A 23486-nucleotide genomic window follows, 5' to 3' on the forward strand; every position below is an offset into this window, starting at 1 on the left:
ACTAGGAGAAAGCCATGGCAGAAGCTGCAGCCGCCCTCGGCCAGTTTGATTTCGCCGGCGATGACCATGTCGTCCCCTTCCAGGTGGAGGGGCTGGACGTGCGCGGCCGCGCCGTTCAGCTCGGCCCGATGCTCGATGCGATCCTCGAGCGCCATCATTACCCCGCACCTGTCGCCCGCCTCCTTGCCGAAGTCGTCGTCTTGACGGTGCTGCTTGGCACCTCGCTGAAATTCGACGGCAAGTTCACGGTGCAGACCAAGGGCGATGGCCCGGTCGATCTTCTCGTCGCCGATTTCTCGACGCCGGAAAATGTCCGCGCCTATGCCCGCTTTGATCAGGCGCTGCTCAACAAGGCCATCGCAGCAGGCGAAACCGAGCCGGAGCAATTGCTCGGCCGGGGCGTGCTCGCCTTCACCATCGATCAGGGCAAGTTCGGCCAGCCCTACCAGGGCATCGTCGAACTCGACGGCACCTCGCTTGAGGAGATTGCCGGCGTCTATTTCCGCCAGTCGGAACAGATCCCGACACGCGTGCGCCTGGCCGCAGCCGAACTCTTCGATCGCGACGAGGCCGGCAAGCCGCGCCATCGCTGGCGGGCAGGCGGCCTTGTCGCTCAGTTCCTGCCGGAAGCACCGGAGCGCATGCGCCGGCCGGATCTCCACGGCGGCGACGGCGACACCGGCAGCCGCCCGCATGGTGAGGACGATGCCTGGCTCGAAGCCCGTTCGCTGGTCGAGACCGTCGACGCCGATGAACTGACCGATCCGCTGGTCGGGACCGAACGGCTGCTGTTCCGCCTGTTCCACGAGCGCGGCGTCCGCGTCTACGAGCCGCGCGCCGTCTTCGACCGCTGCAGCTGCTCGCGCGATAAGATCAAGGGCGTGCTGAAGGGCTTCACCGCCGAGGAGATCGAGGCCAGCCAGGAAAACGGCGAAATCGCCGTCACCTGCGAATTCTGCTCGACCACTTATCGCTTCGAGCCGGCCGAACTTCAGCCGGCCGAATAGGGCCGGTTCGCGCGGATAGCTGCCCCAAGTCCCTTCTCCCCAGCGGGGAGAAGGTGCCGGCAGGCGGATGAGGGGGCCGCATGGCACATCCTTCACGTAAAACCTATTCCGGCACACCGACGATAACGTCATCCCCCAGCGTTTGAATACGGTCGAGACGATGTCATCGCGGCGGAAACCTGCATGGGTGTGGTTCGGAAAGACCGGCGTCGCCGGCCCCCTCATCCGCCCTACGGGCACCTTCTCCCCGCTGGGGAGAAGAGGGAATCGAGACGTTGCGGCATATCCCCTTCGCCCCGCGAGCGGGGGTCCGAAGGACGGGCCGAGACCCGTGGCTCGACCCCGGTCGGTGCCGGCAGGCGGATGAGGGGCTGGCGTCGGGGATCTTTGGGCCGAGGCGTCGTAGGCTTGTGGCGTTACACGTCAGTTCAGCACCCGCAGCAGCCCCGGGGAATCCAGCGAGAAGGCAGGGATGTCGACATCGAACATCTCGCCTTCGTCGGTTTCCATCTGATAATGGCCGAACATCAGCCCGGACGGGGTGTCGAGCGGGCAGCCGGAGGAATATTCGTAGGTGTCGCCGGGGCTGAGCCTCGGCTGTTCGCCGACGACCCCGGGGCCGGTCACTTCGTCCACCTGTCCGTTCTGGTCGGTGATGTTCCAGTAACGGTTGACCAGGCGAACGGCGATGCCGGAATTGTTGCTGATGACAATCCGGTAACCCCAGACATAGCGATCGTCTTCCGGATCGGATTGCTCCTCCAGATAAAATGGTTCGACGACGACTTCGATATCCTTTGTGAGGGCGCGATACATGCCTTGCACCTTAGACAAGATATGTTACCCGTATCTTATAAAGAGGGCCTGTCCGTCAAGGAACGGAATGTTGATCCGCGATGAAACGGTCATGATCGAAGAGTTTTCGATCGTTAAGCCTAATTCTCAGTGTTAATTTACTTCCGAACGCCGGCGCGGGCGAACTTGTTCCCCCGGCCTCACGGAGCGAGGTCCGGCGGCCGAACCCCCGCGTGAGGTCCGGCCGCCAATCCCGTTGATCAGGCCGAGACCTTGGCAAGCGCCTTGGCGAAATCCTCGATCAGGTCGTCCGTGTCCTCGATGCCGGCCGAAAGGCGCACCGTGCCGGGAGAGATGCCGAGTTCGGCGCGCGCCTCTTCCGTCAGGTTCTTGTGCGTCGTCGTTGCCGGATGGGTGATGAGGCTCTTGCTGTCGCCGAGATTGTTGGAGATCTTGACGATATCGAGCGCGTTCTGCAGCGCGAAGGCCGCTTCCTTGCCGCCCTTCAGCTCGAAGGCGACGAGGGTCGAGCCGCCGGTCATCTGCTTGGCGATGATATCGGCCTGCGGATGGTCCTTGCGGCCGGGATAGATCACCTTGGCGACCTTGCCCTGCTCGGCCAGGAAGTCGGCGATCTTCGCCGCATTCTGCGTCTGCTGGCGCACCCGCAGCGGCAGCGTCTCGATGCCCTTCAACAGCGTCCAGGCGTTGAACGGCGACATTGCCGGGCCGGTATGGCGGAAGTAATCGTGCAGGTTCTCGTCGATCCATTCCTTGTCCGCAAGCACCACACCGCCGAGGCAGCGGCCCTGGCCGTCAATATGTTTGGTGGCGGAATAGACGACGATATGGGCGCCGAGCTCCAGCGGCTTCTGGAACAGCGGCGTGGCGAAGACGTTGTCGACCACGACCTTGGCGCCGATCTGGTTGGCGAGCTTGGCGACCCCTGATATATCGATCACCTCGAGCGTCGGGTTGGTCGGGCTTTCCAGGAAGAACACCTTGGTCTTCGCCGTGATCGCCTTTTCCCAGTTTGCCAGATCCCGGCCGTCGATCAGCGTGCAGTCGATGCCGTATTTCGGCGCCAGCGTCTCGACGACCCAGCGGCAGGAACCGAACAGAGCACGCGCCGCGACGATATGATCGCCTGATTTCAGCTGGCAGAGGATCGCCGCAGTGACGGCGGCCATGCCGGAGGCGGTGGCGCGGGCGTCTTCGGCGCCTTCGAGCAGGCACATGCGCTTTTCGAACATGTCGTTGGTGGGGCTGCCGTAGCGGGCATAGATGAAGCCGTCGGTCTCGCCCTTGAAGCGGGCTTCGGCCGCTTCCGAGGTGTCGTAGACGAAGCCTTGCGTGAGATAGATTGCCTCGGAGGTCTCGCCATATTGCGAACGCAACGTTCCGCCGTGGACGAGTTGGGTTGCCGGGCGCCAGGTCTTGCTCATGCCATCACCTTCACATAACAAAAAAACCGGTCGCAAAAGCAGACCGGTTTCAACCCGGTCTTTTTAGCCACTTGTTTAACGTGGCTGCAAGCCGACCGGCCAAATCACCACGGGATAATTCTGCAATACTGCTGTTAGCTGCTTGCGTCAATTCCCCGAGTTTGGTTTTGTCGGCGGCAAATGATGGATGAGGCATGATGGCTCGTGAAACGGGAATTCTGGCGGATCGCGCAATATCGGCGCTGTTCGAAACGGAGCGTCTGATCTCCGAACGGGAGCTGGACCGCGACCAGATCCAGCCGGCAAGTCTCGACCTGCGCCTAGGCGCCAAGGCCTTTCGCGTGCGCGCCAGCTTCATGCCCGGTCCCTCGCATCTGGTGTCCGACAAGCTCGACCGGCTGAGCCTGCATGTGATCGATCTCACGGAAGGCGCGGTGCTCGAAACCGGCTGCGTCTACATCGTGCCGCTGATGGAGAGCTTAGCGCTGCCGGCCGACATGTCGGCCTCGGCCAACCCGAAGAGCTCGACCGGCCGCCTCGATATCTTCACCCGCGTCATCACCGATTACGCCCAGGAGTTCGACAAGATTCCATCAGGCTATTCCGGCCCGCTCTATCTCGAAATCAGCCCGCGCACCTTCCCGATCGTCGTGCGCCGCGGCTCCCGCCTGTCGCAGATCCGTTTCCGCGTCGGCCAGGCGCTGCTCGGCGAGCCGGAATTGTTGAAGCTGCATGAAAGCGAGACGCTGGTCGCCAGCAAGCAGCCGAACGTCTCGGGCGGCGGTATCGCGCTGTCGATCGATCTGGCCGGCGACAAGGACAGCTTGATCGGCTATCGCGGCAAACATCACACCGCCGTCGTCGATGTCGACAAGAAAGATCAGCACGACATCTATGATTTCTGGGAACCGCTCTATAGCCGCGGCCGCAACGAGCTGATCCTCGATCCCGATGAGTTCTATATCCTCGTCTCGCGCGAGGCGGTGCACGTGCCGCCGGATTATGCCGCCGAGATGACCCCCTTCGATCCGCTGGTCGGCGAATTCCGCGTCCATTATGCCGGCTTCTTCGATCCGGGCTTCGGCCATGCGCCGGCCGGCGGCCGCGGCAGCCGCGCCGTGCTCGAAGTGCGCAGCCACGAAGTGCCTTTCATCCTCGAAGACGGCCAGATCGTCGGCCGCCTAGTCTACGAGCACATGCAGGAAAAACCGATGAGCCTCTACGGCTCCGGCCTCGGCTCCAACTACCAGGCCCAGGGCCTCAAACTCTCGAAGCACTTCCGCATCTGAAACGCGACTTGACAGCCGCCTCCTTCTGTTGGAAATCTCAGCGCATCGCGGGTGTAGCTCAATGGTAGAGCAGCAGCTTCCCAAGCTGAATACGAGGGTTCGATTCCCTTCACCCGCTCCAGCCGCCCTTCTAGCGATGTCCAGTAACGTGCATCAAGGCGCTCAAAGTGCCTGAAAGCCGAAAGCCATATATGGATTTTGAGACAACCTTTCGCCTCTGAAGGGTCCAGTGAGCATTCGCGATGCGATCGTCCATATGCTGACCGTTTTGCTGAAGAAATGACAGGCGACGGCTCTGCCGGGTTGCATCATGTTGGGCAAGGGATCGAATGAGCGAAATAACAGAAATTAGGCCGACCTTATCGGACAGCTAACCTCCGTGCGGACAGCAGCCAGAAGTGCACGACCAGAGCAAAAGAAAAAAAATGGATGATGGTAAGCTTGATCCACAAAGACAGATCTTTCGAAGGATCTGCCGTTCCTAGTTCATCGGCGATGAACGTGCTTAGCTTCTCTTTCGGAAAATTTCCATATCCAGCGACATTTCTTATAACTTCCGGATCATTGTACCAGGGAAGGTTGATGAGACTGAGAAGCAGTGAAGCAGCCAACGGCATTGAAAGAAGTAGGAAAGACTTTACGCTGATGGCCAAGCGTATGGGTTCTCCGAAGCCGTCGTCGGGCTTCGCGGCTCCAAGAAATGAGGCAATTATGAATATATTGGCCAATGTGACGAACAGCGGAAAATAAAGGGACGCCCATTTGATTGGAAATTTCAGGTTCGAGTCTACAATAAATGGGATCTGATCGCCCGTATAGCGCCGGAAGATGTCTCGTATTCTCTCCATATGCTGCGGGTAGGCGGAGTAAAACTGGGTTATCGGCAAAGACGTAAGCCTAATTACATCTTCGTTGAGCCGCGTAAGATTATTGTACCGGTTCAAATCTCTGGAGTATTGCTTGTAGGCCTGAAAGTCGCCCGCCTTCCAATCCTCCTCATTCCGGTCGATGAATTTGTATTCGAGGCCCTCGTATGAGGCCCCGTTGTATGCGCCGATTCTTAGCAGCGCGCCTTCGTTCCTGAGGTTCAGCTTTTGCTGGTTTAAGTCGCTGCAAACCGGGTCAACATCCGGATTGTTGAGGTGAAACCGCAGGTCGCCCGCAGCACTATCGATATCCCGACCGAGACCGTATGGAAGCGGCGCAAACACTTTGACAAGTTCGCTTGGCGACAGCTCATATATACCTCTGCTCGACAGCCCGCGAGCATTCATCACTTGGTGGACTTGATCAAGCGTCCAGGCCGAATTTTTAAGGAGGTCGAGTTGCTCGTATAAATGCTGGTGAAAATAGCTGGTCGCAAGGCTATCGTCGCATTTCTGGAATGCTGTGGGGCTGTTGATGAATGTGGACACTTTGTCCCTGAGAAAAGCAAGATCATCCCGAATCGACTCAAAATGCAGCAGCGTGTTCTTGATTACCTCGGCGTTTCCATAAAGGCTGCCTGTGAGCGAAGGATCTCCCGCAACTCCTCCCGGTCTGCCAATGTTCCATGCGATGAAGTTGTCGATACCGGCGAGGCCAATTGAGGTTTTTTGTGCTTTTAGAACCTCATCAAGCTCTGGTCTCAACGGCCGCGCCGAAAGTGCAAGGATCATGCCGGCAAGTAGCAGCAGAATCATGGTGATGCGCGCGCTGAGATGAAGACCGGGGAGCGCCTTGAAGAAATTTACATCGCGGCCTGCGGAAATAATATCCCGCCCGGCGATGGCCGAACCGATTTGTGCTCCAATCGAAGCTCCGGAAGCAAGTCGAGCTGTCTCTGCTTCCGCTACTTGTTTCCCGAGGAGGTTCCACCGCTGATGTTTGTCAGCCGGACATCACCGCCAGCCTGAATTTTCTCGCTGCGAAGCCCGCCTGCCGTGCCGCTTATCTGGTCGGCAATAACGTCTTTGGCGGCTATAATCTCCTTCACGTCCACGCCCCAGGCAGCAAGTTGTTCGGGCGGCGCCGACTTCAGCGCCTCCTGAACTGCCTGCACATGGTTAAGGACCTGTCCGTCGTTGACAATGGCCGGATTCTCCCGAAGTTCGCTTTCGACTGCGCTCTGAAATGCGCGATCTGTCGGTTTTTTCTCGAGAAGCGACGCGGATACAAACTTGTAACTGTCAATGAGAACCGTGCGAAGCCCTTGATACGCATCCTTAATCGCATCCCCTGCAACGCCGCTTGCTGCAGCCGTCGCCCCCGCCACCAATGCACCAACAATCGCTGATACAGGATCCATTATCGCCCCCCCAAGAGAACTATTGTTCCGATCGAAGCCCCATCAAACCTAAGGTTGCCGACGAATAGGCGGATGTCAATGACAATCGGATGCATCAGTGATGCCACGCATTTCGGAAGCTTACCACATGCCGTGGTGCCGCCGTTTAGTCTAGCACCGGTCATGTAACATCGCCTTTGAGATGACAAGTTGTGACATAACAACTTTATACCCTAGCAGTGTTGCTTAGCAGTGTTGCTTTGCGGTAGCCCCCGATGTCACAAGACAGGATCGACCTAATCCCCGAAAAACCGGATCGGCTTGTACCGCCGGTGCGCGATAATCAGGCTCCGGTCGGGCTGAATGATGTAGGTTTCCTCCACCTGCCGGCCGTATTGGTCGATGAAATCATGCGGGAAGGCGGAGCCGGGGGGTGATTTGGTGAGCTTGCTGCGCGGCTGGCCGCTATAGGTGATGCTGCCGGGGATGGGTTCGAGGCCCGGTCCGCTGTAGCTGACGGTGTTGCATCCCGCGAGAGCGAGCGTGCCGATGAGGCCGATGATTGCAGGTTTCATATCCATCCCTCCCAATGCCGTGGATGGCATCACTCTACGCCTCGCCGCAGAGAGATCACGACACAAATGCCCATGCCGCTCTTCAACCCTTCGGGAAAAGTCACTGGGGACGTCGTGATCGCGCGGTCGGCGGCCACCTGTAGATATTAGGCTGAAAATCCCGTTTCACCAGTCGCACCATCCCTTCATTGCCGAAGTCGATGCCATCTGCTAGATCGGCAGCGTCGAAAAAGGCAGGATCGGTTGAGGTAAGCCCGATCCCTTCCGCTGGAGCGTCAAGAGCGCTCTCGCGAAGCTCTGCTCCGTGCCATGGCACGAGAACCCGCGACGTGATCCGCATGAAGATGCGGGATCCCGGCGGCGTGCGGAGACGGCAAAAGGCAGTCCCGGGATTTTTTTCGAACGGAGACTGTCATGCGCCTGAACCATCTCGATTTTCATGTACCCGATATCGCCGCGACGGCGGATTTCTTCATCCGCCATTTCGGCTTGACGCTGAAGGATATGCGCGGCCAGAACGGCTTGGCGATCCTGGAAGATGATGCCGGCCTCGAAATCGTCCTCAGCCACGCCATCGCAAAGTTCGGCACCGCCGATCAGGTGGAGATCGGCCGCCAGACCTATCATATCGGTTTCATCCTGCCCGAAAGGGCGGATGTCGATGCTGTTCATGCCGGGTTGGCTGCTGCCGGTACTGTGCTGTCCGGCCCGCCGGTCGCCATGCGCGGCGGCTGGCTGTTTTATTGCACGGCGCCTGGAAACATTCTGGTCGAGATTGGTTGGCGGCCGGGTTAGACGAGACCCCAAAAGGAAAGGGCGGTCCGCCGTCCGCCCCTCATCCGGCTGCCGCCACCGACCGGGGTCGAGCCACGGGTCTCGACCCCGGTCGGTTAGGGTGAGGGGCCGCCATCGGCGCGAACCAGGCAGCCCCGCCTCGTGCCGGAGATCTGCTCCTCAGAACTCCGTCCAGTCGGGATCCTGGCTCGACGGTGTACTGCTGCCGGCACCGAAGGCGTTGGCGATTTTTTGGCCGAGGGCGCGGGCCGGTGAGGCGGCGGGGCGGGCAGTGCCCTCCTTGGCGACGCGGATCGGGGCGGCCCTGACTGCCGGGCGGGGGGCGACGCGCGGTGCTGCGGCCGGCGGCCGGACCGATGCGATCGGCGCGCTGGCGGCAAAGCCGCCGGTGCCGGTCAGCCGGAACTGGCCGAGCAGGTTGTTGAGCGCCGCCGCTTCGGTGGCGAGGCCGTGGCTGGCCGCCGTCGATTGCTCGACCATCGCCGCATTCTGCTGCGTGCCCTGGTCCATGGTGTTGACGGCGGTATTGATCTCCTGCAGCCCGATCGATTGCTCGCGCGCGGCTTCGGCGATCGCGTGGACGTGCTGGTTGATCTCCTGCACCTCGGTGACGATCGCATCGAGCGCCTTGCCGGTCTCGCCGACCAGCGAGACGCCGGTCTGCACATGCGTGCCGGAATTGGTGATCAGCGACTTGATTTCCTTGGCGGCATTGGCCGAGCGCTGGGCGAGTTCGCGCACTTCCTGGGCGACGACCGCAAAGCCCTTACCGGCTTCACCGGCACGCGCCGCTTCGACCCCGGCGTTCAAGGCCAGCAGATTAGTCTGGAAGGCGATGTCGTCGATGACGCCGATGATATTGCCGATCGCGACCGAGGATTGCTCGATCTGCTGCATCGCCGCGACGGCCTTGCGGACGATCTCGCCCGATTTCTCGGCGCCGAGGCGGGTGCGGGCGACGAGCTGGCTCGCCTCCTCGGCCCGTTTGGCGGCGTCGCGCACCGTCGTGGTGATCTCTTCGAGGGCTGCCGCCGTTTCTTCGACGGAGGCCGATTGCTGTTCCGTCCGCCTGGAAAGCTCGTCCGCAGACGAGCGGATCTCGTTGGCGCCGGCGCCGATCGCCCGGGCATTGGCGCCGACCGTATTCATGGTTTCGTCGAGCTTTTCGACCGAGTTGTTGAAATCCTGGCGCAACGCATCGAGATGGGCGACGAAGGGCTCGTCGATATGCGAGGCGAGATCACCGGCGGCGAGGCGCCGCAGTCCGTCGCCGAGGGCTGCGACGGCGCGGTCGAGTTCGGAGGCTTCGCGGGTCTTCTGCGCTTCGCGTTCGCGGCGCTCGCTGTCGCTGACATTGCGGTCGGCTTCGGCGCGCGCCTCGATCTTTGCACGCTCGATCGCGTTGTCGCGGAAAATCGAGACTGCCTTTGCCATCTGGCCGACTTCGTCGCCGCGGTCGAGACCGCTGACATCGCTTGTCGTATCACCCTCGGCAAGCCGGGTCATGCGCTGGCGCAGCTGCGTCATCGGGCCGGCAATGCCGAGCTGGGCGACGATCACGCTGAAGCCGACGGCCGCGAGAACGGCGAGGCCGATCAGCACGAAACAGAAGACGATCCGCCCGTTGACCGACGCCGAGAGCGCATCGCCGCCGTCGTTGAGCAAAGCCATCATCGCGTCGTTGTTGGCGATCATCTTCGGCGTCAGCGCATTGAGCTTGGCATTGATCAGCGCGACATTCGAAAGTGCGCCGGCGCTGTCCTTGGCCTTGCTCTGTTCGATGATCTTGTTCGCCAGGCTTTCGATCTCGTCAAAGCCGGCCTGGATCTCATCGATCGCCGCCTTGCGGCTCGGCACCAGCGCCAGCGCCTGCTTCATCCGGTCACGCGCCTGCGGTAGCTTGCTCGGTGTGGCGAGCGCCGTCTGGAACGCCGGCGTATCGGGCTTCATGTCGGCAAGCAGGGTGACCTGCAGCACCGAGGCCACCGCCGATGCGCTGGCGCGCGCGCTCAGCATCGAGGCCTGGGCCTCATGATCGATGAAGGCGCTATAGGCGGCGTCCGCCCGGCGGAACTCGGAGATGACGTAAATCAGCCCGGCCATCGTGATCAGCCCGAGCAGCGCCACGACCGATATGATTTTCGTGCGGATTTTCAGATGCTTCAACATGGAAATGTCACCCGGTTGACGGGGCGCGTGGCGCGCCCGGTGCTTTTGAAATCAATTGCTGCAGAAAAAGCGCTGCTTCAATATCGTGGTTCAAGGATATGTTTGGACTGACGCGTGCATCATGCGATCGGCTGGCGGGGTCCGATGTCGTCGTCCCAAATAAAGGCGATATTCTTTAATTCCGCGCTAACACGGAGGCGGCGGATGCCCGCAATTTTTAGGGGGCTGAATTGTTATCCCCGGTAAGTTGTCACGGCTGTCCGATGGTAGTCCCTCGCCCTGAAAGCTGCCCCTCACCCTAACCTTACCGGGGGTCGAGCCACTCGTCTCGACCCCGGTCGGTGCCGGCAAGCGGAAGGGGCAACCAAAACCATGCGCTTGAGCGCGGGCATGCCGGCGTTGGATGTTTGCAAGGAGGAGCGCTGCGGCGTGTCCTTCGAGGCTTCGCCCTGCTGGCTACGCGCAGATGAGGGAGGTTGGAGGGTGCCGCGGCTTGGCGTCCGCCTTGATCGCCCTTCGTCCGGGCGCCGATAATCGTCTGAGAGGCAAGCGCTGACATTCAAGAGAGCCTCATCCTGAGGTGCCCCGCAGGGGCCTCGAAGGGCGAGGCGGGTGTGCCCGCGACTGTCGTCCGCTTGCTTCACGCCCACCCATATTCCCCGTCCCGCATGACTCTGATACATCTCGTCGACACCGCAACGCTTCCCACTGAACCCCGAGACCAAGATCACGATGACGCAATCCAAGCTGGCATCCCTGACTCTGAAAGGGTTTTTCGCATTCGGCCTGTTTTTCAGCGCGTTTTTGTCGAGTCTTGCCGCATCCGCCCAGCAGGCGGCGCCGTCGCTGCCGCTGCTCTTCGATGCCCGCGAACGTCTTGCCAGGCCCGACCTCTCCTCGCTGGTGCGGCTGCGCTTCCTGACCTCGGTCGATTTCCCGCCCTTCAATTTCACCGATCAGAACGGCAAGCTTTCCGGTTTCGACGTCGATCTCGCCCGCGAAATCTGCAGCGAGCTGGAGATTTCGGACAAGTGCCAGATCCAGGCGATCCCCTTCGCCGATTTGAAGGATGCGCTCGCCGCCTCGCAGGGCGATGCGGTTATCGCCGGTCTGGCGGTGACCCCGGAACTGCGCCGGCAATTCGTCTTCTCCCGGCCTTATCTGATGCTGCCGGCGCGCTTCGTGCGTAATCTCGCCGTGCCGCTCGACGGCAAGACGGCTGCCGCCCTTTCGAAACATCCGGTCGGGGTCGTCAGGGGGACGGTGCATGAGGCGATGCTTGCAGCCTTCTTTCCGGCGATCGAGGCGCAAGCCTTCGACACCAAGGACGCGCTGCTGGCGGCGCTGAAGGAGCGCAAGGTCGATGCCGCCTTTGCCGATGCGCTGCAGCTTTCCTTCTGGGTTTCCTCACCGGCCTCTGCCAAATGCTGCGCGCTGTTCGACGGCCCCTATCTCTCCGAGCAGTTCCTCGGCGAGGGCATGACGATCATGCTGCGGCAGAAGGACAGCGTGCTGACGGCGGCCATCGACCACGCGCTCGCCACGCTGTCGCGCAACGGCCGCCTCCAGGAAATCTATCTCAGGTATTTCCCCTACGGGCTCTATTGACATTTCAGGCGTCAGCCCTTGCGGAAGCGGGCAATCGCGCTGCGTTCGATCGCCGCGCAGGTGAGCTTGTCCAAGCCGAGCCGGTCGCGCAGCAGGCTGAGCAGCCTGAGCTCCTCCGCCTTGACCGAAAGATCGGCGGAAGCGACTTCGACGGCCAGCGCATAGGCCGTGTCGTAGAGTTTTGCCGGCAGAGTGTCGCGCACGGTTTCGAGAACGACGTCGAGACCTTCCGGGCCGGCCAGCAGCGAGGCGCAGTCGCGCGCCACCGAAATCAGCTTGTCGTCGTCGAAATCCCGGAAGACGGGCAGGAATCCGATCAGCTGGCCGATCCTTTCCATCTCCCGGTCGTTCATCGTGCTGTCGACGGCGGAGGCCATCACCATCACGTAGATCAGCGCGTCATGGGCGGAAAGCGGCTTGTTCATCTCTGATTCCTTTTTCGATCAGCCCAGAGTAGGAATTGGCAGCCGGCATTACAAGGGATCGGCTCCCTGTCAAGGCCGCCGGTTATCTCCGGCGCGGGTCGTCGCCGTAAACGCCTTTTCCCGCCTGCCTGGCGGTCTCGGCGGCCGATGCAAGCGGCGAACCCGCCGCCGCTTCCGCCCAGCCGTTTTCGATGAGCCATGCGCCGAGATCCTGCGGGCCGAGCCGGCAGCTTGCCGACATGGTCCCCTTCCATTCCGCGGTATCGAGATCGCAGCTGACGCTGCGGTTGCGCAGCAGCTGGCGCAGCGCCGTCTTCGCCATCATGCCGCAGGGCCATTGCCGGCCCGCCGGCCCGCAGATTTTATCGGCGGCCGTCGGAATGACGCCGGCAAGCTGAAGCCGGCGCTCGCCGAACGAAAGAACGCCGGCATTTTCGACCGCCGGCCGTGCCAGCTCCACCGGCTTTTTCGCGGCCGGATCTGCCGCTTGCCGGGTGGCGGTTTGGGCTTGCTGATTGACATCGGCGAGTTTGGGCACCGTGCCCTCAGATGGCGCGGGGGAGGGCGGAGGCGCCGGTTCCGCCGAGCCGGCGATCCTTTCGGCTTGTTCGTCCGATATCGCGGGTTCGCTCGGCTCAGGAGCCGCAACCGCGGCGGCGCTTGCCGTCTCCTCCGTGGATAGCGTCTCGTCGCCGGCGGTGCCGCCGCGAAGCCTGGTTTCGCCGGCCAGCAGCAGGCCGGCCACCACCGCCATCCCGATGAGACCTGTAAAGACGGCGGCAGGGCGCATGGAATATCTTCCTATTGACTGGCCCAGATGATGCGGGCGATCCAATCGACATCGGAAAGCTCGAGCGTGCGGTTGGGATGGTCGGGATTGAGCGACAGCAGCTCGATCGACCGTGGACTCTGGCGCAGCAGCACCTTGGCCATCACCTCGCCCTCGCGTGTTCTGACCACGACGCGGTCGTTGCGACGCACCTGCGCCGCCGGTTCGACGATCAGCACGTCGCCGTCGCGATAGAGCGGCATCATGCTTTCGCCCTGCACCTCTAGCGCATAGACGCCTGATTTCTGCGACGGGGCTGTCGGAAATTCCACCACGTCCCAGCCCTGGCCGGCCGGAAAGCCGCCATCGTCGAAGAAGCCGCCGGCGCCGGCCTGGGCGAAGCCGAGCAACGGAATCGAGCTGCCCTGCGCCGGAACAGCGCCATCAGGCTGTTCGGCCCCTTGTCCGAAAGCCGCGGCGCCCGGCCGCAGGAAGGCAAGAAACTGCTCCATGCTCGCCCCCGTCGCGTCGAGCACCTTGGCGATCGATTCCGTCGAGGGCCAGCGCAGCCGCCCATCGGCGGAAAGCCGTTTCGACTTGTTGAAGGAGGTAGGGTCGAGACCGGCGCGCCGTGCAAGACCGGATGGCGTCAGCGCGTGCCGTTCGGCAAGCCTGTCGATCGCCCCCCAGATCTGCTCGTGTGACAGCATATGCGCCCGATCCCGGCGGCTCGTGCATGCCGCGCTTCAGGGCCGAATATTAACCGACCGTACCGGCTGAGTAAAGGCCAAAAGAGGAATAAAATCCTGCCCTTAGCCGCAGGCCGAGATCGGATGCGATTTTCCGGCCGGGCGTTCAGGCAACCATTGCCATGTTGATCTTGCCGAGCTGGATGACCGCCTGCGTGCGGCTGTCGACATCGAGTTTCAAGAGGATCGCCGAGACATGCGCCTTGATCGTCGCCTCGGAGACGCCGAGCTCGTAGGCGATCTGCTTGTTCAGCAGCCCTTCGGCAAGCATGGTCAGCACCCGGCTCTGCTGCGGCGTCAGCGTATGCAGGCGGCGGATCAGGTCGGCGACATCCGGATCCTGCTCCTGGCCGTCGCGATAGCTCTCCGGCGTGGCGATATCGCCGGCCAGCACCGTCTGGATGCTGCGGCGAATATCGTCGATGCCGGAGGATTTGGAAATGAAGCCGGAAGCGCCGAGTTCCAGCGCCCGGCGGATCGTCGTCGCATCGTCGCTGGCCGAGACGATGACGATCGGCAGGCTGGCGAATTCGGAGCGCAGCGCCATCAGGCCGGAAAAACCGCTGACGCCGGGCATGGCGAGATCGAGCAGCATCAGGTCGGCATCCGCATGGGCGCCGGCGGCCCGGCGCGCGGCAGCAAAATCGCCGGCCTCGATAATCGACTGCCGGCCTTCCATGCCGATAACAGCCTGGCGCAGCGCGTCGCGGAAAAGCGGATGATCGTCGGCAATGATGATGGTCTGTTCGTGCATCGAAAACTCCCTCCCAAGAGCCCGATCATGCCGGCACGCGACGCCGTCCCTCCGCGTTGCATGCCGGTTTGTTGGTATAAGACTATATCAGATCAGGTCTTCTGCGGAAGGGGATTGGTGTTTTCCTCGGCCTGGAACTCCTTCACCATCCCCATGAAACTCTTCATCATCCGCTCCATGATGCTGATCGAACGCTCGACCTCGGCATCGCTCGGCAGTGCCCGCTGGATGACGCCGCCTTGTTCCAGCTTCGTCACCCGCTCGGAAAGCCGGTCGAGTTCGTCCTCATAGGCCGCCCGTTCGTCGGCCGCCATCCGGCAGACGAGGGCGCCGTCCTTGTCCTGGCAGATCGACATCGCCCCGGTCTGCCGGTCGAGCCGGACGAAATGGTCGCCGCTCTTTTCCAACTGGAAGCGGCCCGCCTCGGCTTCCGCGGCTGCGGCCGCCAACGGCAGGAGAATAGCGCCAAGTGTGAGAACCAAAATCTTCATCGTCTCATCCTCCGGATTTTCTTTCTGCCAGTCCCGTTTTTCGCGCCGGGGCGTGGACATCGCCGCCTCTTTCCGGCAAAGCCCTCGTGACCCAAGGACCAGCAATCGCGAGGCCATGATGAGCGTGACACCGACCCTTTACAAGATCGTGACGGAAACGCTTTGGCAGCAAGCCAGACAAACCGGCATTTTTCATGGCGCCGGCATCGATCTCAAGGATGGCTTCATTCATTTCTCGACGGCAGACCAGGTGAAGCAGACTGCCGCCCTGCATTTTGCCGGCCAGTCCGGCCTGCTGCTGATTGCTGTTGATGGCAGCGGCTTCGGTGACAAGCTGGTGTTCGAGCCCTCGCGCGGCGGCGATCTCTTCCCGCATCTCTTCGCCGATCTGCCGCTGGCGGCTGTGCTCTGGGAGGCGGCGCTGCCGCTCGACGAAGCCGGCGCCCATGTCTTCCCGGAGCTTACGCCATGATTGATCCCTTCAAGCGTCTCGCCCGCAAGGGTCTCTTCCTGTTCGATCCGGAAACGGCGCACGGCATGTCGATCGCCGCGCTGAAATCCGGCCTCGTGCCGGCCTGTCAGATTACACCCGATCCGCGCCTGCGCCAGACCGTCGCCGGCCTTACGTTCGACAATCCGCTCGGCATGGCTGCCGGCTACGACAAGAATGCCGAGGTGCCGGAGGCGCTGCTGAAGCTCGGTTTCGGCTTTACCGAGATCGGCACGGTGACGCCGAAACCGCAATCCGGCAATCCCCGCCCGCGTATCTTCCGCCTGGTGGAGGATGAAGGCGTGATCAATCGCCTCGGCTTCAACAATGAAGGCCATGAGGCCGCCTTCGGGCGCCTGGTTGCGCTCACGGGCGGCGGCATGATCGGCGTCAATATCGGCGCCAACAAGGATAGCGAGGATCGCATCGCCGATTATGTCGCCGGGATCCGCCGCTTTTATTCCGTCGCCCGCTATTTCACCGCCAACATTTCCTCGCCGAACACGCCGGGCCTGCGCGACCTGCAGGCGCGCGAAAGCCTGGCGGCGCTGCTGTCATCCGTGCTTGCGGCGCGCGACGAGATGGCGGCGACAACAGGTCGGAAGATCCCGGTCTTCCTGAAGATCGCCCCCGATCTGACCGAGGAAGGCATGGGCGATATCGCCGCCGAGGCGCTCTCGCACGCGCTGGATGGGCTGATCGTCTCCAACACCACGCTGTCGCGCGACGGCCTTAAGGATCAGCGCCAGGCGAAGGAGGCGGGCGGCCTTTCCGGCGTGCCGCTATTCGAAAAGTCGACGGCGGTGCTTGCCCGGATGCGCAAGCGCGTCGGTCCCGATCTGCCGATCATCGGCGTTGGCGGCGTCTCCTCGGCCGAAACCGCGCTGGAAAAGATCCGGGCGGGCGCCGATCTCGTCCAGCTCTATTCCTGCATGGTCTATGAAGGCCCGGGCCTCGCCGGCGACATCGTCCGCGGCCTGTCGAAACTGCTGGACCGCGAAAAGGCCGGCTCGATCCGCGACCTGCGCGATACCAGGCTGGATTATTGGGCGGCGCGGAAGGTCTGATCGGCCTGCTGCTTGACCAGCATCGCCAGCAAGACGCCGCGGAAGAGCAAGAAGGCGTTCATCGCCAGCCACAGGCCGTGATTGCCGAAGAGCGGCACGAAGACCGCGAGCATCAGGAGATAGCCGGCAAAGGACATCAGCATCCGGTTGCGCATCTCGGCCGACCATGTCGCGCCGATGAAGACCCCGTCCATCAGGAAGGCGAGCGCGCCGGTCAGCCCGGTCACCGCCGCCCAGGGCAGATAGGTTTCGGCCGCCTGCCGGACTTCGGGCGAGGTCGTCAGCACCGAGATCAGCCAGGGTCCGGCGAGGAAGAAGAAGGCGGAACCGATCGCCGCCAGCCCGAAGGACCACAGGGTCGTAAGCTTCAGCCCGCGATCGAAGGCCGGCCGGTAGTGCGCGCCGATCGCCCGGCCGATGATCTGTTCGGCGGCATTGGCAAGCCCGTCGAGATAATAGCCCGACAGCAGGAAGAAATTCATCACCACGGCATTGGCAGCCAGCGTCACCGCGCCGAAGCCGGTGCCGATCCGCGTCATGATGGTGAAGGCGCCGATCAGCACGAAGGTGCGGATCAGGATGTCGCGGTTGAGCGCGAAAAGCTCGGCCAGCCGATGCCTGGAAAAGATCTCCGCCCATGCCGGCCGCTCTGCCTTGTTAAAGCCCCTGAACACGATGAAAAGCCCGGCGAGCGCGCCGACCGTTTCGCCGGCCATCGTTCCCCAGGCGACCCCCGCCACACCCCAATCGAGCGTCAGGCCGAGATAGATGGAAAGCAGGATGTTGATGCCGTTGATAACAGCCTGCAGCAGCAGCCCGACATTGCCCTGTCCCCGCCCGAGCACGAAGCCGAGGATGGCGTAATTGGCAAGCGCTGCGGGTGCTGCCAGCATGCGGATCGAGAAATAGGTGCTGGTCGCCTCGGCGATCGCTCCTTCCGCCCCCATCAGCGTCAAGCCCGCCGCCATCAGCAGCGGCGAAAGACAGAGCAGCGCCAGCCCGCAGCCGAGCGCCGAAATCAGCGCCCTGGAGAAGACCGCCTGCTGCTCGTGCTGGTCGCGCCGGCCGTAAGCCTGCGCCGTCAGCCCTGTCGTCGAAGCGCGCAGGAAGTTGAAGCTGCCGAGGATGAGATCGAACAGCATCGCGCCGATCGCCAGCCCCGCAAGCGCCTCCGCATTGCCCATCCGGCCGACGACGGCGGTGTTCGTCAGCCCGAGCAGCGGCGTCGTCATGAAGCCGAGCGTCATCGGAAGCGCGATCGACAGCACCAGCCGGTGCGTCACGTCGAAAGCGAGCCTGTTATCGTCGATCCTGCTATCCATGCCTGCCTCGCCGTAACAGCGCCTGCGCGTCTTTGTGAGACGGGCTAAGGACGCTGTAACATTCTGAATTGCTGCAGGCGGAATCGCCTCAGCTGGAAAGCACCATGGCCCAATAGGGCAGGTTCCGGGAAGAGGCATTATGGGCGACGGCGACGCCGAGGCCGTCATAACGGCCGAGCATGTTTTCCAGATGATGCGGCGAATTGATCCAGGCCGTCACCACGGCATCGACGCTCTGCTGGCCGGAGGCGATATTCTCGGCCGCCGGCAGCCGGACGCCGCTCGCCTTGACGCGTGCGCCGAAACTGTCGGTCATGCCGATCAGATGCGCCATCTTGCCGACGCTCGCCATGCGTTTGGCCTGGAACAGAGCGGCGGTGCTCGCCGCCGGGTCGACGATGAGCGGCGGCAGGCCGTTTTTGGCCCTGAGCTGGTTGACGAGCGGCAGCACGCGCGCCGTCTCGTCCTCGCCGTCCGAAGGCGTGCCGGCGATCCGCGGGGTGGTGGTGCAGCCGGCGATGCCGGCGGCAAGCGCAAGTCCGGAAAGGCGCAGCAGGCCGCGCCGGGAAAGATCGATGGATGTCATGTTACCGGCGGTAGCTGAAAAGACGAAGGATGACGAAGAGCGGAATGACGATCGTCGCGCCGAGGAGCAGATAGTCGCCGACGCGCCCGAGGGCGGCAAAGCCGCGGTGCCAGATTTCCAGGATGAAGTCGCGGAACCCGTAGATGATATTCCACGGCGTCAGCCCGAACACAGTCATGACGAAACCGACGACCAGCGACACCACGATGAGTTTTATCAATGTGCGGCCGATTGAATCGCCGAGGAACCTGTTCGCCTGATCGGACATACGCCATCTCCTGTTTGCCCTTGGAATAAGGTCGCGGCCTTCAGCCCGCAAGCCCTTTCCGGAATTGGCCCCTAAGCCCCTTGCGGGCTTGGCCGATTCGCTCCCTTTGTGGCTGGGCCGCTTCGCCTCTGAAATAGGACTTGAGTTTTTTTGTGACCGCCGCCAAATGCGGACGAACCAAGGTCACCTTATGCAGTCCCACCAGCTTTCCTCCGGCGACGTCATCGCCGACCGCCGCGCCGATTATGCCAGGATGCTCGAAGAGGGCGGTGAGCCGAACGCGGCCGCCGAACTGATGGAGCAGGCGCTCGAACTCGTGCCCGCCTGGGCCGCCGGCTGGTATCGCCTCGCCACCTATCGGGAAAAGGCGGGCAGGGCGGAGGCCGCGATCGAGGCCTATCGCAACACGCTTGCCCTCGATCCCGATGATATTTTCGGCGCAGCCCTCAAGCTCGCTCTTCTCGGCGATGTCGCCACGCCCGACCAGCCGCCGAGCCGCTATGTCGAGCGCCTTTTCGACGATTATGCCGATCGTTTCGAATCGGCTCTTGTCGACAAACTCGACTACAGCGTTCCCCACAAGCTCGCAGCCCTCATCGCCTCCACCGGCAGGCGTTACGAACATGCCGTCGATCTCGGCTGCGGCACCGGCCTGCTCGGCCCGGAGATCCGTGACCGTGTCGCCCACCTCGAAGGTTTCGACCTCTCGCAGAATATGCTGGCCAAGGCCGTGGAGAAACAGGTCTATGACAGTCTCGCCCAGGCCGATCTCTCGCTCGCGCCCGATCTCTCCGGGCTCTTTGCTGGTGCCGTGCGCCATCGCGCCGATCTGGTGACGGCAGCCGATGTGCTGATGTATCTCGGCAATCTCGAGAGCGTGTTTGCCATCGTCGGAGAACTCGTTGCGCCAGGCGCCGATATCGCCTTTTCCGTCGAGGATGCCGGAGACGGCGATGGCTTCCATCTCGCCCCGTCGCTGCGTTACGCCCATTCGGAAACCTATGTCAGCATGCTTCTTGCCCGCCACGGCTTCGAAATCCTTGGCACCGCCAAGTCGGTCATTCGCAAAGATGGCGGAAAACCGGTTGCGGGCATTCTGTTCCTTGCGCAGAAGCCCGCGTGAGCGAACATTTCTTGCGATGTTTTTATAGGTCAGTATTGCTTACCTATTTCGCTTGATCGCCATGACAAAAGGCTGATATTGCACTGATATCCGCAGAGAGCGCGGTGATAACACGCCGGGCCTTCCAGCTTATTTGACAGTCCAAATTTCATTGCCCTCGGCATTTCCCCGGAGGCGTTCGCGAACTCGTCTGCCGTGGAGATTGGCGACATGACACAGCTCATCAATGCTCTTGGCGGCGTCTGGAATACCAGTGCGACGCGCCACACCCCGATCGAAGACGTGCAGGGCATATTCTCCGGCAGCCTCGTCGCCGCTCTCGGCCTCTACGTGCTCGCCAGCGCCGGTCTTTTGACCGGCAGCACGGCCGGTGTGGCTTTCCTCCTGCATTATGCCTTCGGCGTCAATTTCGGCCTCGCCTTCTTCCTGCTCAACCTGCCGTTCTTCTATCTCTCGTGGAAGCGCCTCGGCATGGCCTTCACCATCAAGACCTTCATCGCCATCGGCCTGACCTCGGTGCTATCAGATGTCCAGTCGCGGTTCTTTTCCATTTCGAGCATTTATCCGGCCTGGGCGGCCCTGCTCGGCGGCCTGCTGCTCGGTTTCGGCCTGCTGGCGCTCTATCGCCACCGCGCCAGCCTCGGCGGCGTCGGCATTCTCGGTATTTACCTGCAGGAACGTTTCGGCATCCGCGCCGGCCTCGTCCAGCTCGCCATCGACCTGTGCGTGCTCGCCGCCGCCTTCTTCGTCACCACCCCGCCGGTCGTCTTCTATTCCGTGCTCGGCGCCATCGTCCTCAACCTCTTCGTCGCCATCAACCACCGCGCTGATCGCTACATCGCGCTGTAGATCTAACCTTACAAAACGGTAAGCCATTCTAAACAAATCGTAACTTGCCTGATACCAGCCCCGGCGCGACACTCCTCCCGCGCCGGATTTGATGAGGTGAGTTATGTCAGATTTGGAAAAACTTGTGAGACGCCGCATGCAGGAAGAATACGCCAAGGGCGCTTCCGCAGAGGAAATTACCAAAATCGTCCGCGACATATTCAACAGCATCGACCTCTCGGACAATGGCTCTGACGCCGTTGCCGCACGGGCCGCTGCCGATCAGGATTGATCCGATATTCGACCGACCCGAGATTTTCGGGTCGGTTACCAGGATACCATCCGTCACCGCGCCGACACCTTTGCCTGGGTCGAGCCGCGGGTCTCAACCCAGGCAAAGGTGTCCGGCAGGGCGGATGATGGGGGCTGAGAAGCCCACGTAAAAGTCGCAGCTGCGCCCTATTCCTCGCTGTTCTTGCTCCAGAAGCCACCCCACCCTCCGTCATCCTCGGGCTTGACCCGAGGATCTACGCCGGTCTCCATCGGGAGCGGGAATGGATCCCAGGCTCAAGGCCTGGGATGACGGAGAGTGGGAGCCTGTTTCTGCCAAACTCGACGTCCGCGCAGCGGATGATGCGTGACATTCCTGGTTCAACGCGGTGCTTTGTGGCTCCTCATCCACCTGCCGGCGCCTTCTCTCCGAGGGAGAAGAGGATATGCCGCGCCTTCCCGTTCCCCACCCACTCATCACATGGCACGTTCCCTCGCCCCGTTTACGGCAGGGTTGTCCGGGGGAACCAAAAACTAACCTCACGCAGCCTTCGTTGCCCGATCAATCGGATGCTGCGAGCGGAAGCCGACGGCGAGGCGGTTCCAGATGTTGATCGCGCCGATCGCCACGGTAATCTCGGTCATCTCCTTCTCGGAGAAATGTGCCTTCAGCGCCTCGTAGTCGGCATCCGGGGCGCCCGACTTGGCGATATTGGTCACCGCGTCGACCCAGCCGAGCAGGGCGCGTTCGCGGGAATCATAGACCGGCGATTCCCGCCAGACGCACATCAGATTGATCCATTGTTCGGAGAGTCCATCATGGCGGGCTTCCTTCACATGCATGTCGACGCAATAGGCGCAGCCGTTGATCTGCGAGGCGCGCAGCTTGATCAGGTGGATGAAGCGGCGCTCCAGCCCGGACGACTGGACATATTGCTCGAGGGCGGCGACCGCCTTGTAGGCATCGGGAGCGGCTTTGGCGAAGTTGAAACGGGGTTGCATGGTCTTTCTCCTGTGTGAGGGGCTCAGCGAGCCGTCTTGCGTTCATGGATTTCAAGGAAGGCGCAGCCTCTGGCTGCGATCGATCCGTCGTCGAGGGCATTCAGTTCGATGCCGAGATCGGCAATGCTGGTCTTGGCGAGTTCGGCCCGATAGACCCGTTCGGCCCGGAGCATCGCCGCGCTGATGTTGCAGGGCGTGGCGAAGAAGCGGTCGGCGACCGGGTTCGGCCCGCGCTGGCGGATTTCGGCGCAGCGGAAAGCCGGCGCCGGTCCCTCGACCGCGAGCAGGATGTCGAGCAGCGAGATCTCCTCAGCTGCCTTCGCCAGCCGATATCCGCCTTTCGGCCCCGGTACGGTATCGAGGATGCCGGCGCCCGACAGCGCCTGCAGATGCTTCAAGAGATAACTCGTCGACACACCGTGGAATTCCGCCAGCGCCGCCGCCGAAAGCACGCCGCCTGCGGTGAGGCCGGACAGCATGGCTACGCTGTGAATGGCTTGTTCGACCCCGTCGCTCATCTTCATGCAGCTGGTCTCCTCAATTCGTGGATAAAAAATATCCACGACTAAGACTGATGTCAAGAGGCGCCGTCCCTGCTTGCCTTTATGCCTCCGCCGGATAGAAGAGGGAAAAAGCCGACAGGGGAACATCATGGCATCCAACGCCTTCGCAGGCCTTCTGAATTCCAGCGCCGATCGTCACTCGCGGTTCGACGACGCCCAGGGCATCGTCGCCGGCAGCATGCTCGCCGTACTCGGCGTCTCGCTGCTCTCGGGCGCCGGACTGCTCGCCGGCGGCACCGCGGGCCTGGCCTTCCTCGCTCATTATGCGACAGGCTTCAGCTTCGGCCTGTGCTTCTTCGCCGTGAACCTGCCCTTTTATTACCTCGCTTTCCGGCGTTTGGGTCTCGCCTTCACCGTCAAGACCTTCGCCGCCATCGCCCTGACCTCGGTCCTGTCCGAATTCGTCCCGGGCTTTATCGGCATCGCGCATGTCAATCCTATCGCCGGCGCGCTGTTCGGCGGCCTCGTCATCGGCGCCGGCATGCTGGCGCTCTTCCGCCATCGCGCCAGCCTCGGCGGCATCGGCATCCTTGCCCTCTATATCCAGGATCGTCTCGGCTGGCGGGCCGGCCTCGTTCAGCTCGGCTTCGACTGCGTCATCCTGGCGCTCTCCTTCTTCGTCGCCAGCCCCTTCATCATCGCCTGCTCCGTGCTCGGTGCCGTCGTGCTCAACCTGACGATTGCCATCAACCACCGCAAGGACCGCTATATCGCAATCTAGATCCGGATGATTTCTGGCTGCTCCAGCCTGAAATCATCCGGATCTAGATCAAGGAAGCAGAGCATGATGTCGTCCGAAAACCGCTCACACTTTTCGGCATCATGCTCGT

Annotated in this window: 26 protein-coding genes, 1 tRNA gene and 1 riboswitch; of the genes, 11 read left to right on the forward strand and 16 right to left on the reverse strand. The window is 62.1% G+C overall.

Going from position 1 to position 23486, the window contains the following annotated elements; all coding sequences use genetic code 11:
- Nucleotides 1-14 precede the first annotated feature (14 nt).
- The gene (locus tag CO667_RS30510; RefSeq protein WP_097621891.1) at nt 15-1007 is read left to right on the forward strand and encodes an Hsp33 family molecular chaperone; all 993 of its coding nucleotides are present in this window, start codon (nt 15-17) and stop codon (nt 1005-1007) included.
- 423 nt (nt 1008-1430) lie between these two features.
- On the opposite strand, the gene apaG is transcribed toward CO667_RS30510, so the two are convergent.
- On the reverse strand, nt 1431-1823 hold the full coding sequence (gene apaG, locus CO667_RS30515) for a Co2+/Mg2+ efflux protein ApaG (RefSeq protein WP_097621892.1): 393 nt from the start codon (nt 1821-1823) through the stop codon (nt 1431-1433).
- Between the two features lie 239 nt (nt 1824-2062).
- A complete protein-coding gene (locus CO667_RS30520; protein ID WP_097621893.1) occupies nt 2063-3247 on the reverse strand; it encodes an O-succinylhomoserine sulfhydrylase in 1185 nt (394 codons plus the stop codon).
- 42 nt (nt 3248-3289) lie between these two features.
- Nucleotides 3290-3368, reverse strand: a riboswitch (SAM riboswitch).
- A gap of 73 nt (nt 3369-3441) precedes the next feature.
- Between CO667_RS30520 and CO667_RS30525 the strand changes: the two genes are divergently transcribed.
- Nucleotides 3442-4536 carry a 2'-deoxycytidine 5'-triphosphate deaminase gene (locus CO667_RS30525; protein ID WP_179874252.1) on the forward strand — a complete coding sequence of 365 codons (1095 nt, stop codon included), beginning with the start codon at nt 3442-3444 and terminating at the stop codon, nt 4534-4536.
- A gap of 47 nt (nt 4537-4583) precedes the next feature.
- Nucleotides 4584-4657, forward strand: a tRNA-Gly gene (locus CO667_RS30530).
- Nucleotides 4658-4895: 238 nt separating this feature from the next.
- On the opposite strand, the gene CO667_RS30535 is transcribed toward CO667_RS30530, so the two are convergent.
- The 3 genes from CO667_RS30535 to CO667_RS30545 all read right to left on the reverse strand — a co-directional run bounded on the left by CO667_RS30535 (nt 4896) and on the right by CO667_RS30545 (nt 7377).
- A complete protein-coding gene (locus CO667_RS30535) occupies nt 4896-6218 on the reverse strand; it encodes a hypothetical protein (protein ID WP_097621894.1) in 1323 nt (440 codons plus the stop codon).
- 149 nt (nt 6219-6367) lie between these two features.
- Nucleotides 6368-6823 (reverse strand): hypothetical protein, encoded by a 456-nt coding sequence (locus CO667_RS30540; RefSeq protein WP_097621895.1) that lies wholly within the window; start codon nt 6821-6823, stop codon nt 6368-6370.
- 275 nt (nt 6824-7098) lie between these two features.
- Nucleotides 7099-7377, reverse strand: coding sequence for a hypothetical protein (locus CO667_RS30545; protein ID WP_097621896.1), 279 nt, complete (start codon nt 7375-7377; stop codon nt 7099-7101).
- A gap of 414 nt (nt 7378-7791) precedes the next feature.
- Between CO667_RS30545 and CO667_RS30555 the strand changes: the two genes are divergently transcribed.
- Nucleotides 7792-8172, forward strand: coding sequence for a VOC family protein (locus tag CO667_RS30555; RefSeq protein ID WP_097621898.1), 381 nt, complete (start codon nt 7792-7794; stop codon nt 8170-8172).
- 159 nt (nt 8173-8331) lie between these two features.
- On the opposite strand, the gene CO667_RS30560 is transcribed toward CO667_RS30555, so the two are convergent.
- Nucleotides 8332-10341: a methyl-accepting chemotaxis protein gene (locus tag CO667_RS30560; RefSeq protein WP_097621899.1), complete on the reverse strand. Its 2010-nt coding sequence runs from the start codon at nt 10339-10341 to the stop codon at nt 8332-8334.
- 732 nt (nt 10342-11073) lie between these two features.
- Between CO667_RS30560 and CO667_RS30565 the strand changes: the two genes are divergently transcribed.
- Nucleotides 11074-11949 (forward strand): transporter substrate-binding domain-containing protein, encoded by an 876-nt coding sequence (locus CO667_RS30565; protein ID WP_097621900.1) that lies wholly within the window; start codon nt 11074-11076, stop codon nt 11947-11949.
- Between the two features lie 11 nt (nt 11950-11960).
- Here CO667_RS30565 and CO667_RS30570 read toward each other — a convergent pair whose 3' ends face one another.
- The 5 genes from CO667_RS30570 to CO667_RS30590 all read right to left on the reverse strand — a co-directional run bounded on the left by CO667_RS30570 (nt 11961) and on the right by CO667_RS30590 (nt 15137).
- The gene (locus CO667_RS30570) at nt 11961-12374 is read right to left on the reverse strand and encodes a tellurite resistance TerB family protein (protein ID WP_003570543.1); all 414 of its coding nucleotides are present in this window, start codon (nt 12372-12374) and stop codon (nt 11961-11963) included.
- Nucleotides 12375-12456: 82 nt separating this feature from the next.
- Complete coding sequence (locus CO667_RS30575) at nt 12457-13164, reverse strand: thermonuclease family protein (RefSeq protein WP_097621901.1); 708 nt, start codon at nt 13162-13164, stop codon at nt 12457-12459.
- Between the two features lie 11 nt (nt 13165-13175).
- Nucleotides 13176-13853 (reverse strand): helix-turn-helix transcriptional regulator, encoded by a 678-nt coding sequence (locus CO667_RS30580; protein WP_097621902.1) that lies wholly within the window; start codon nt 13851-13853, stop codon nt 13176-13178.
- Between the two features lie 145 nt (nt 13854-13998).
- Nucleotides 13999-14646, reverse strand: a complete 648-nt coding sequence (locus CO667_RS30585) for a response regulator transcription factor (RefSeq protein ID WP_097621903.1) — start codon at nt 14644-14646, stop codon at nt 13999-14001.
- Nucleotides 14647-14738: 92 nt separating this feature from the next.
- A complete protein-coding gene (locus CO667_RS30590; RefSeq protein ID WP_097621925.1) occupies nt 14739-15137 on the reverse strand; it encodes a hypothetical protein in 399 nt (132 codons plus the stop codon).
- 118 nt (nt 15138-15255) lie between these two features.
- Here CO667_RS30590 and CO667_RS30595 point away from each other — a divergent pair, with 118 nt between their 5' ends.
- Together CO667_RS30595 and CO667_RS30600 are read left to right on the forward strand one after the other, a co-directional pair.
- Nucleotides 15256-15609 carry a DUF952 domain-containing protein gene (locus tag CO667_RS30595; RefSeq protein WP_097621904.1) on the forward strand — a complete coding sequence of 118 codons (354 nt, stop codon included), beginning with the start codon at nt 15256-15258 and terminating at the stop codon, nt 15607-15609.
- Nucleotides 15606-16694 carry a quinone-dependent dihydroorotate dehydrogenase gene (locus CO667_RS30600; protein WP_097621905.1) on the forward strand — a complete coding sequence of 363 codons (1089 nt, stop codon included), beginning with the start codon at nt 15606-15608 and terminating at the stop codon, nt 16692-16694. Before CO667_RS30595 ends, CO667_RS30600 begins: the two co-directional genes overlap by 4 nt.
- Here CO667_RS30600 and CO667_RS30605 read toward each other — a convergent pair.
- From CO667_RS30605 to CO667_RS30615, 3 genes are all read right to left on the reverse strand, one after another.
- Nucleotides 16670-18016, reverse strand: a complete 1347-nt coding sequence (locus CO667_RS30605) for an MATE family efflux transporter (RefSeq protein ID WP_097621906.1) — start codon at nt 18014-18016, stop codon at nt 16670-16672. The genes CO667_RS30600 and CO667_RS30605 overlap by 25 nt on opposite strands.
- A gap of 88 nt (nt 18017-18104) precedes the next feature.
- The gene (locus CO667_RS30610) at nt 18105-18602 is read right to left on the reverse strand and encodes a CAP domain-containing protein (protein WP_097621907.1); all 498 of its coding nucleotides are present in this window, start codon (nt 18600-18602) and stop codon (nt 18105-18107) included.
- Nucleotide 18603: 1 nt separating this feature from the next.
- Nucleotides 18604-18870, reverse strand: a complete 267-nt coding sequence (locus CO667_RS30615) for a DUF6460 domain-containing protein (protein WP_097621908.1) — start codon at nt 18868-18870, stop codon at nt 18604-18606.
- 190 nt (nt 18871-19060) lie between these two features.
- Here CO667_RS30615 and CO667_RS30620 point away from each other — a divergent pair, with 190 nt between their 5' ends.
- The 3 genes from CO667_RS30620 (at nt 19061) to CO667_RS36275 (ending at nt 21113) form a co-directional block, all read left to right on the forward strand.
- Entirely contained in the window at nt 19061-19993 is a 933-nt protein-coding gene (locus CO667_RS30620; protein WP_097621909.1) for a methyltransferase domain-containing protein, read from the forward strand.
- A gap of 210 nt (nt 19994-20203) precedes the next feature.
- Nucleotides 20204-20842, forward strand: coding sequence for a YitT family protein (locus tag CO667_RS30625; RefSeq protein ID WP_097621910.1), 639 nt, complete (start codon nt 20204-20206; stop codon nt 20840-20842).
- Between the two features lie 136 nt (nt 20843-20978).
- On the forward strand, nt 20979-21113 hold the full coding sequence (locus tag CO667_RS36275; RefSeq protein WP_280953260.1) for a hypothetical protein: 135 nt from the start codon (nt 20979-20981) through the stop codon (nt 21111-21113).
- 518 nt (nt 21114-21631) lie between these two features.
- Here CO667_RS36275 and CO667_RS30630 read toward each other — a convergent pair.
- Nucleotides 21632-22093 (reverse strand): carboxymuconolactone decarboxylase family protein, encoded by a 462-nt coding sequence (locus tag CO667_RS30630; RefSeq protein ID WP_097621911.1) that lies wholly within the window; start codon nt 22091-22093, stop codon nt 21632-21634.
- A gap of 23 nt (nt 22094-22116) precedes the next feature.
- Nucleotides 22117-22617 (reverse strand): Rrf2 family transcriptional regulator, encoded by a 501-nt coding sequence (locus tag CO667_RS30635; protein WP_097621912.1) that lies wholly within the window; start codon nt 22615-22617, stop codon nt 22117-22119.
- A 127-nt stretch (nt 22618-22744) separates the two neighbouring features.
- Between CO667_RS30635 and CO667_RS30640 the strand changes: the two genes are divergently transcribed.
- Nucleotides 22745-23377 (forward strand): YitT family protein, encoded by a 633-nt coding sequence (locus CO667_RS30640; protein ID WP_097621913.1) that lies wholly within the window; start codon nt 22745-22747, stop codon nt 23375-23377.
- Nucleotides 23378-23486 lie beyond the last annotated feature (109 nt).

The sequence above is a fragment of the Rhizobium sp. L43 genome, from assembly GCF_002531725.1.
In the GTDB taxonomy this organism is placed as follows: Bacteria; Pseudomonadota; Alphaproteobacteria; order Rhizobiales; family Rhizobiaceae; genus Rhizobium.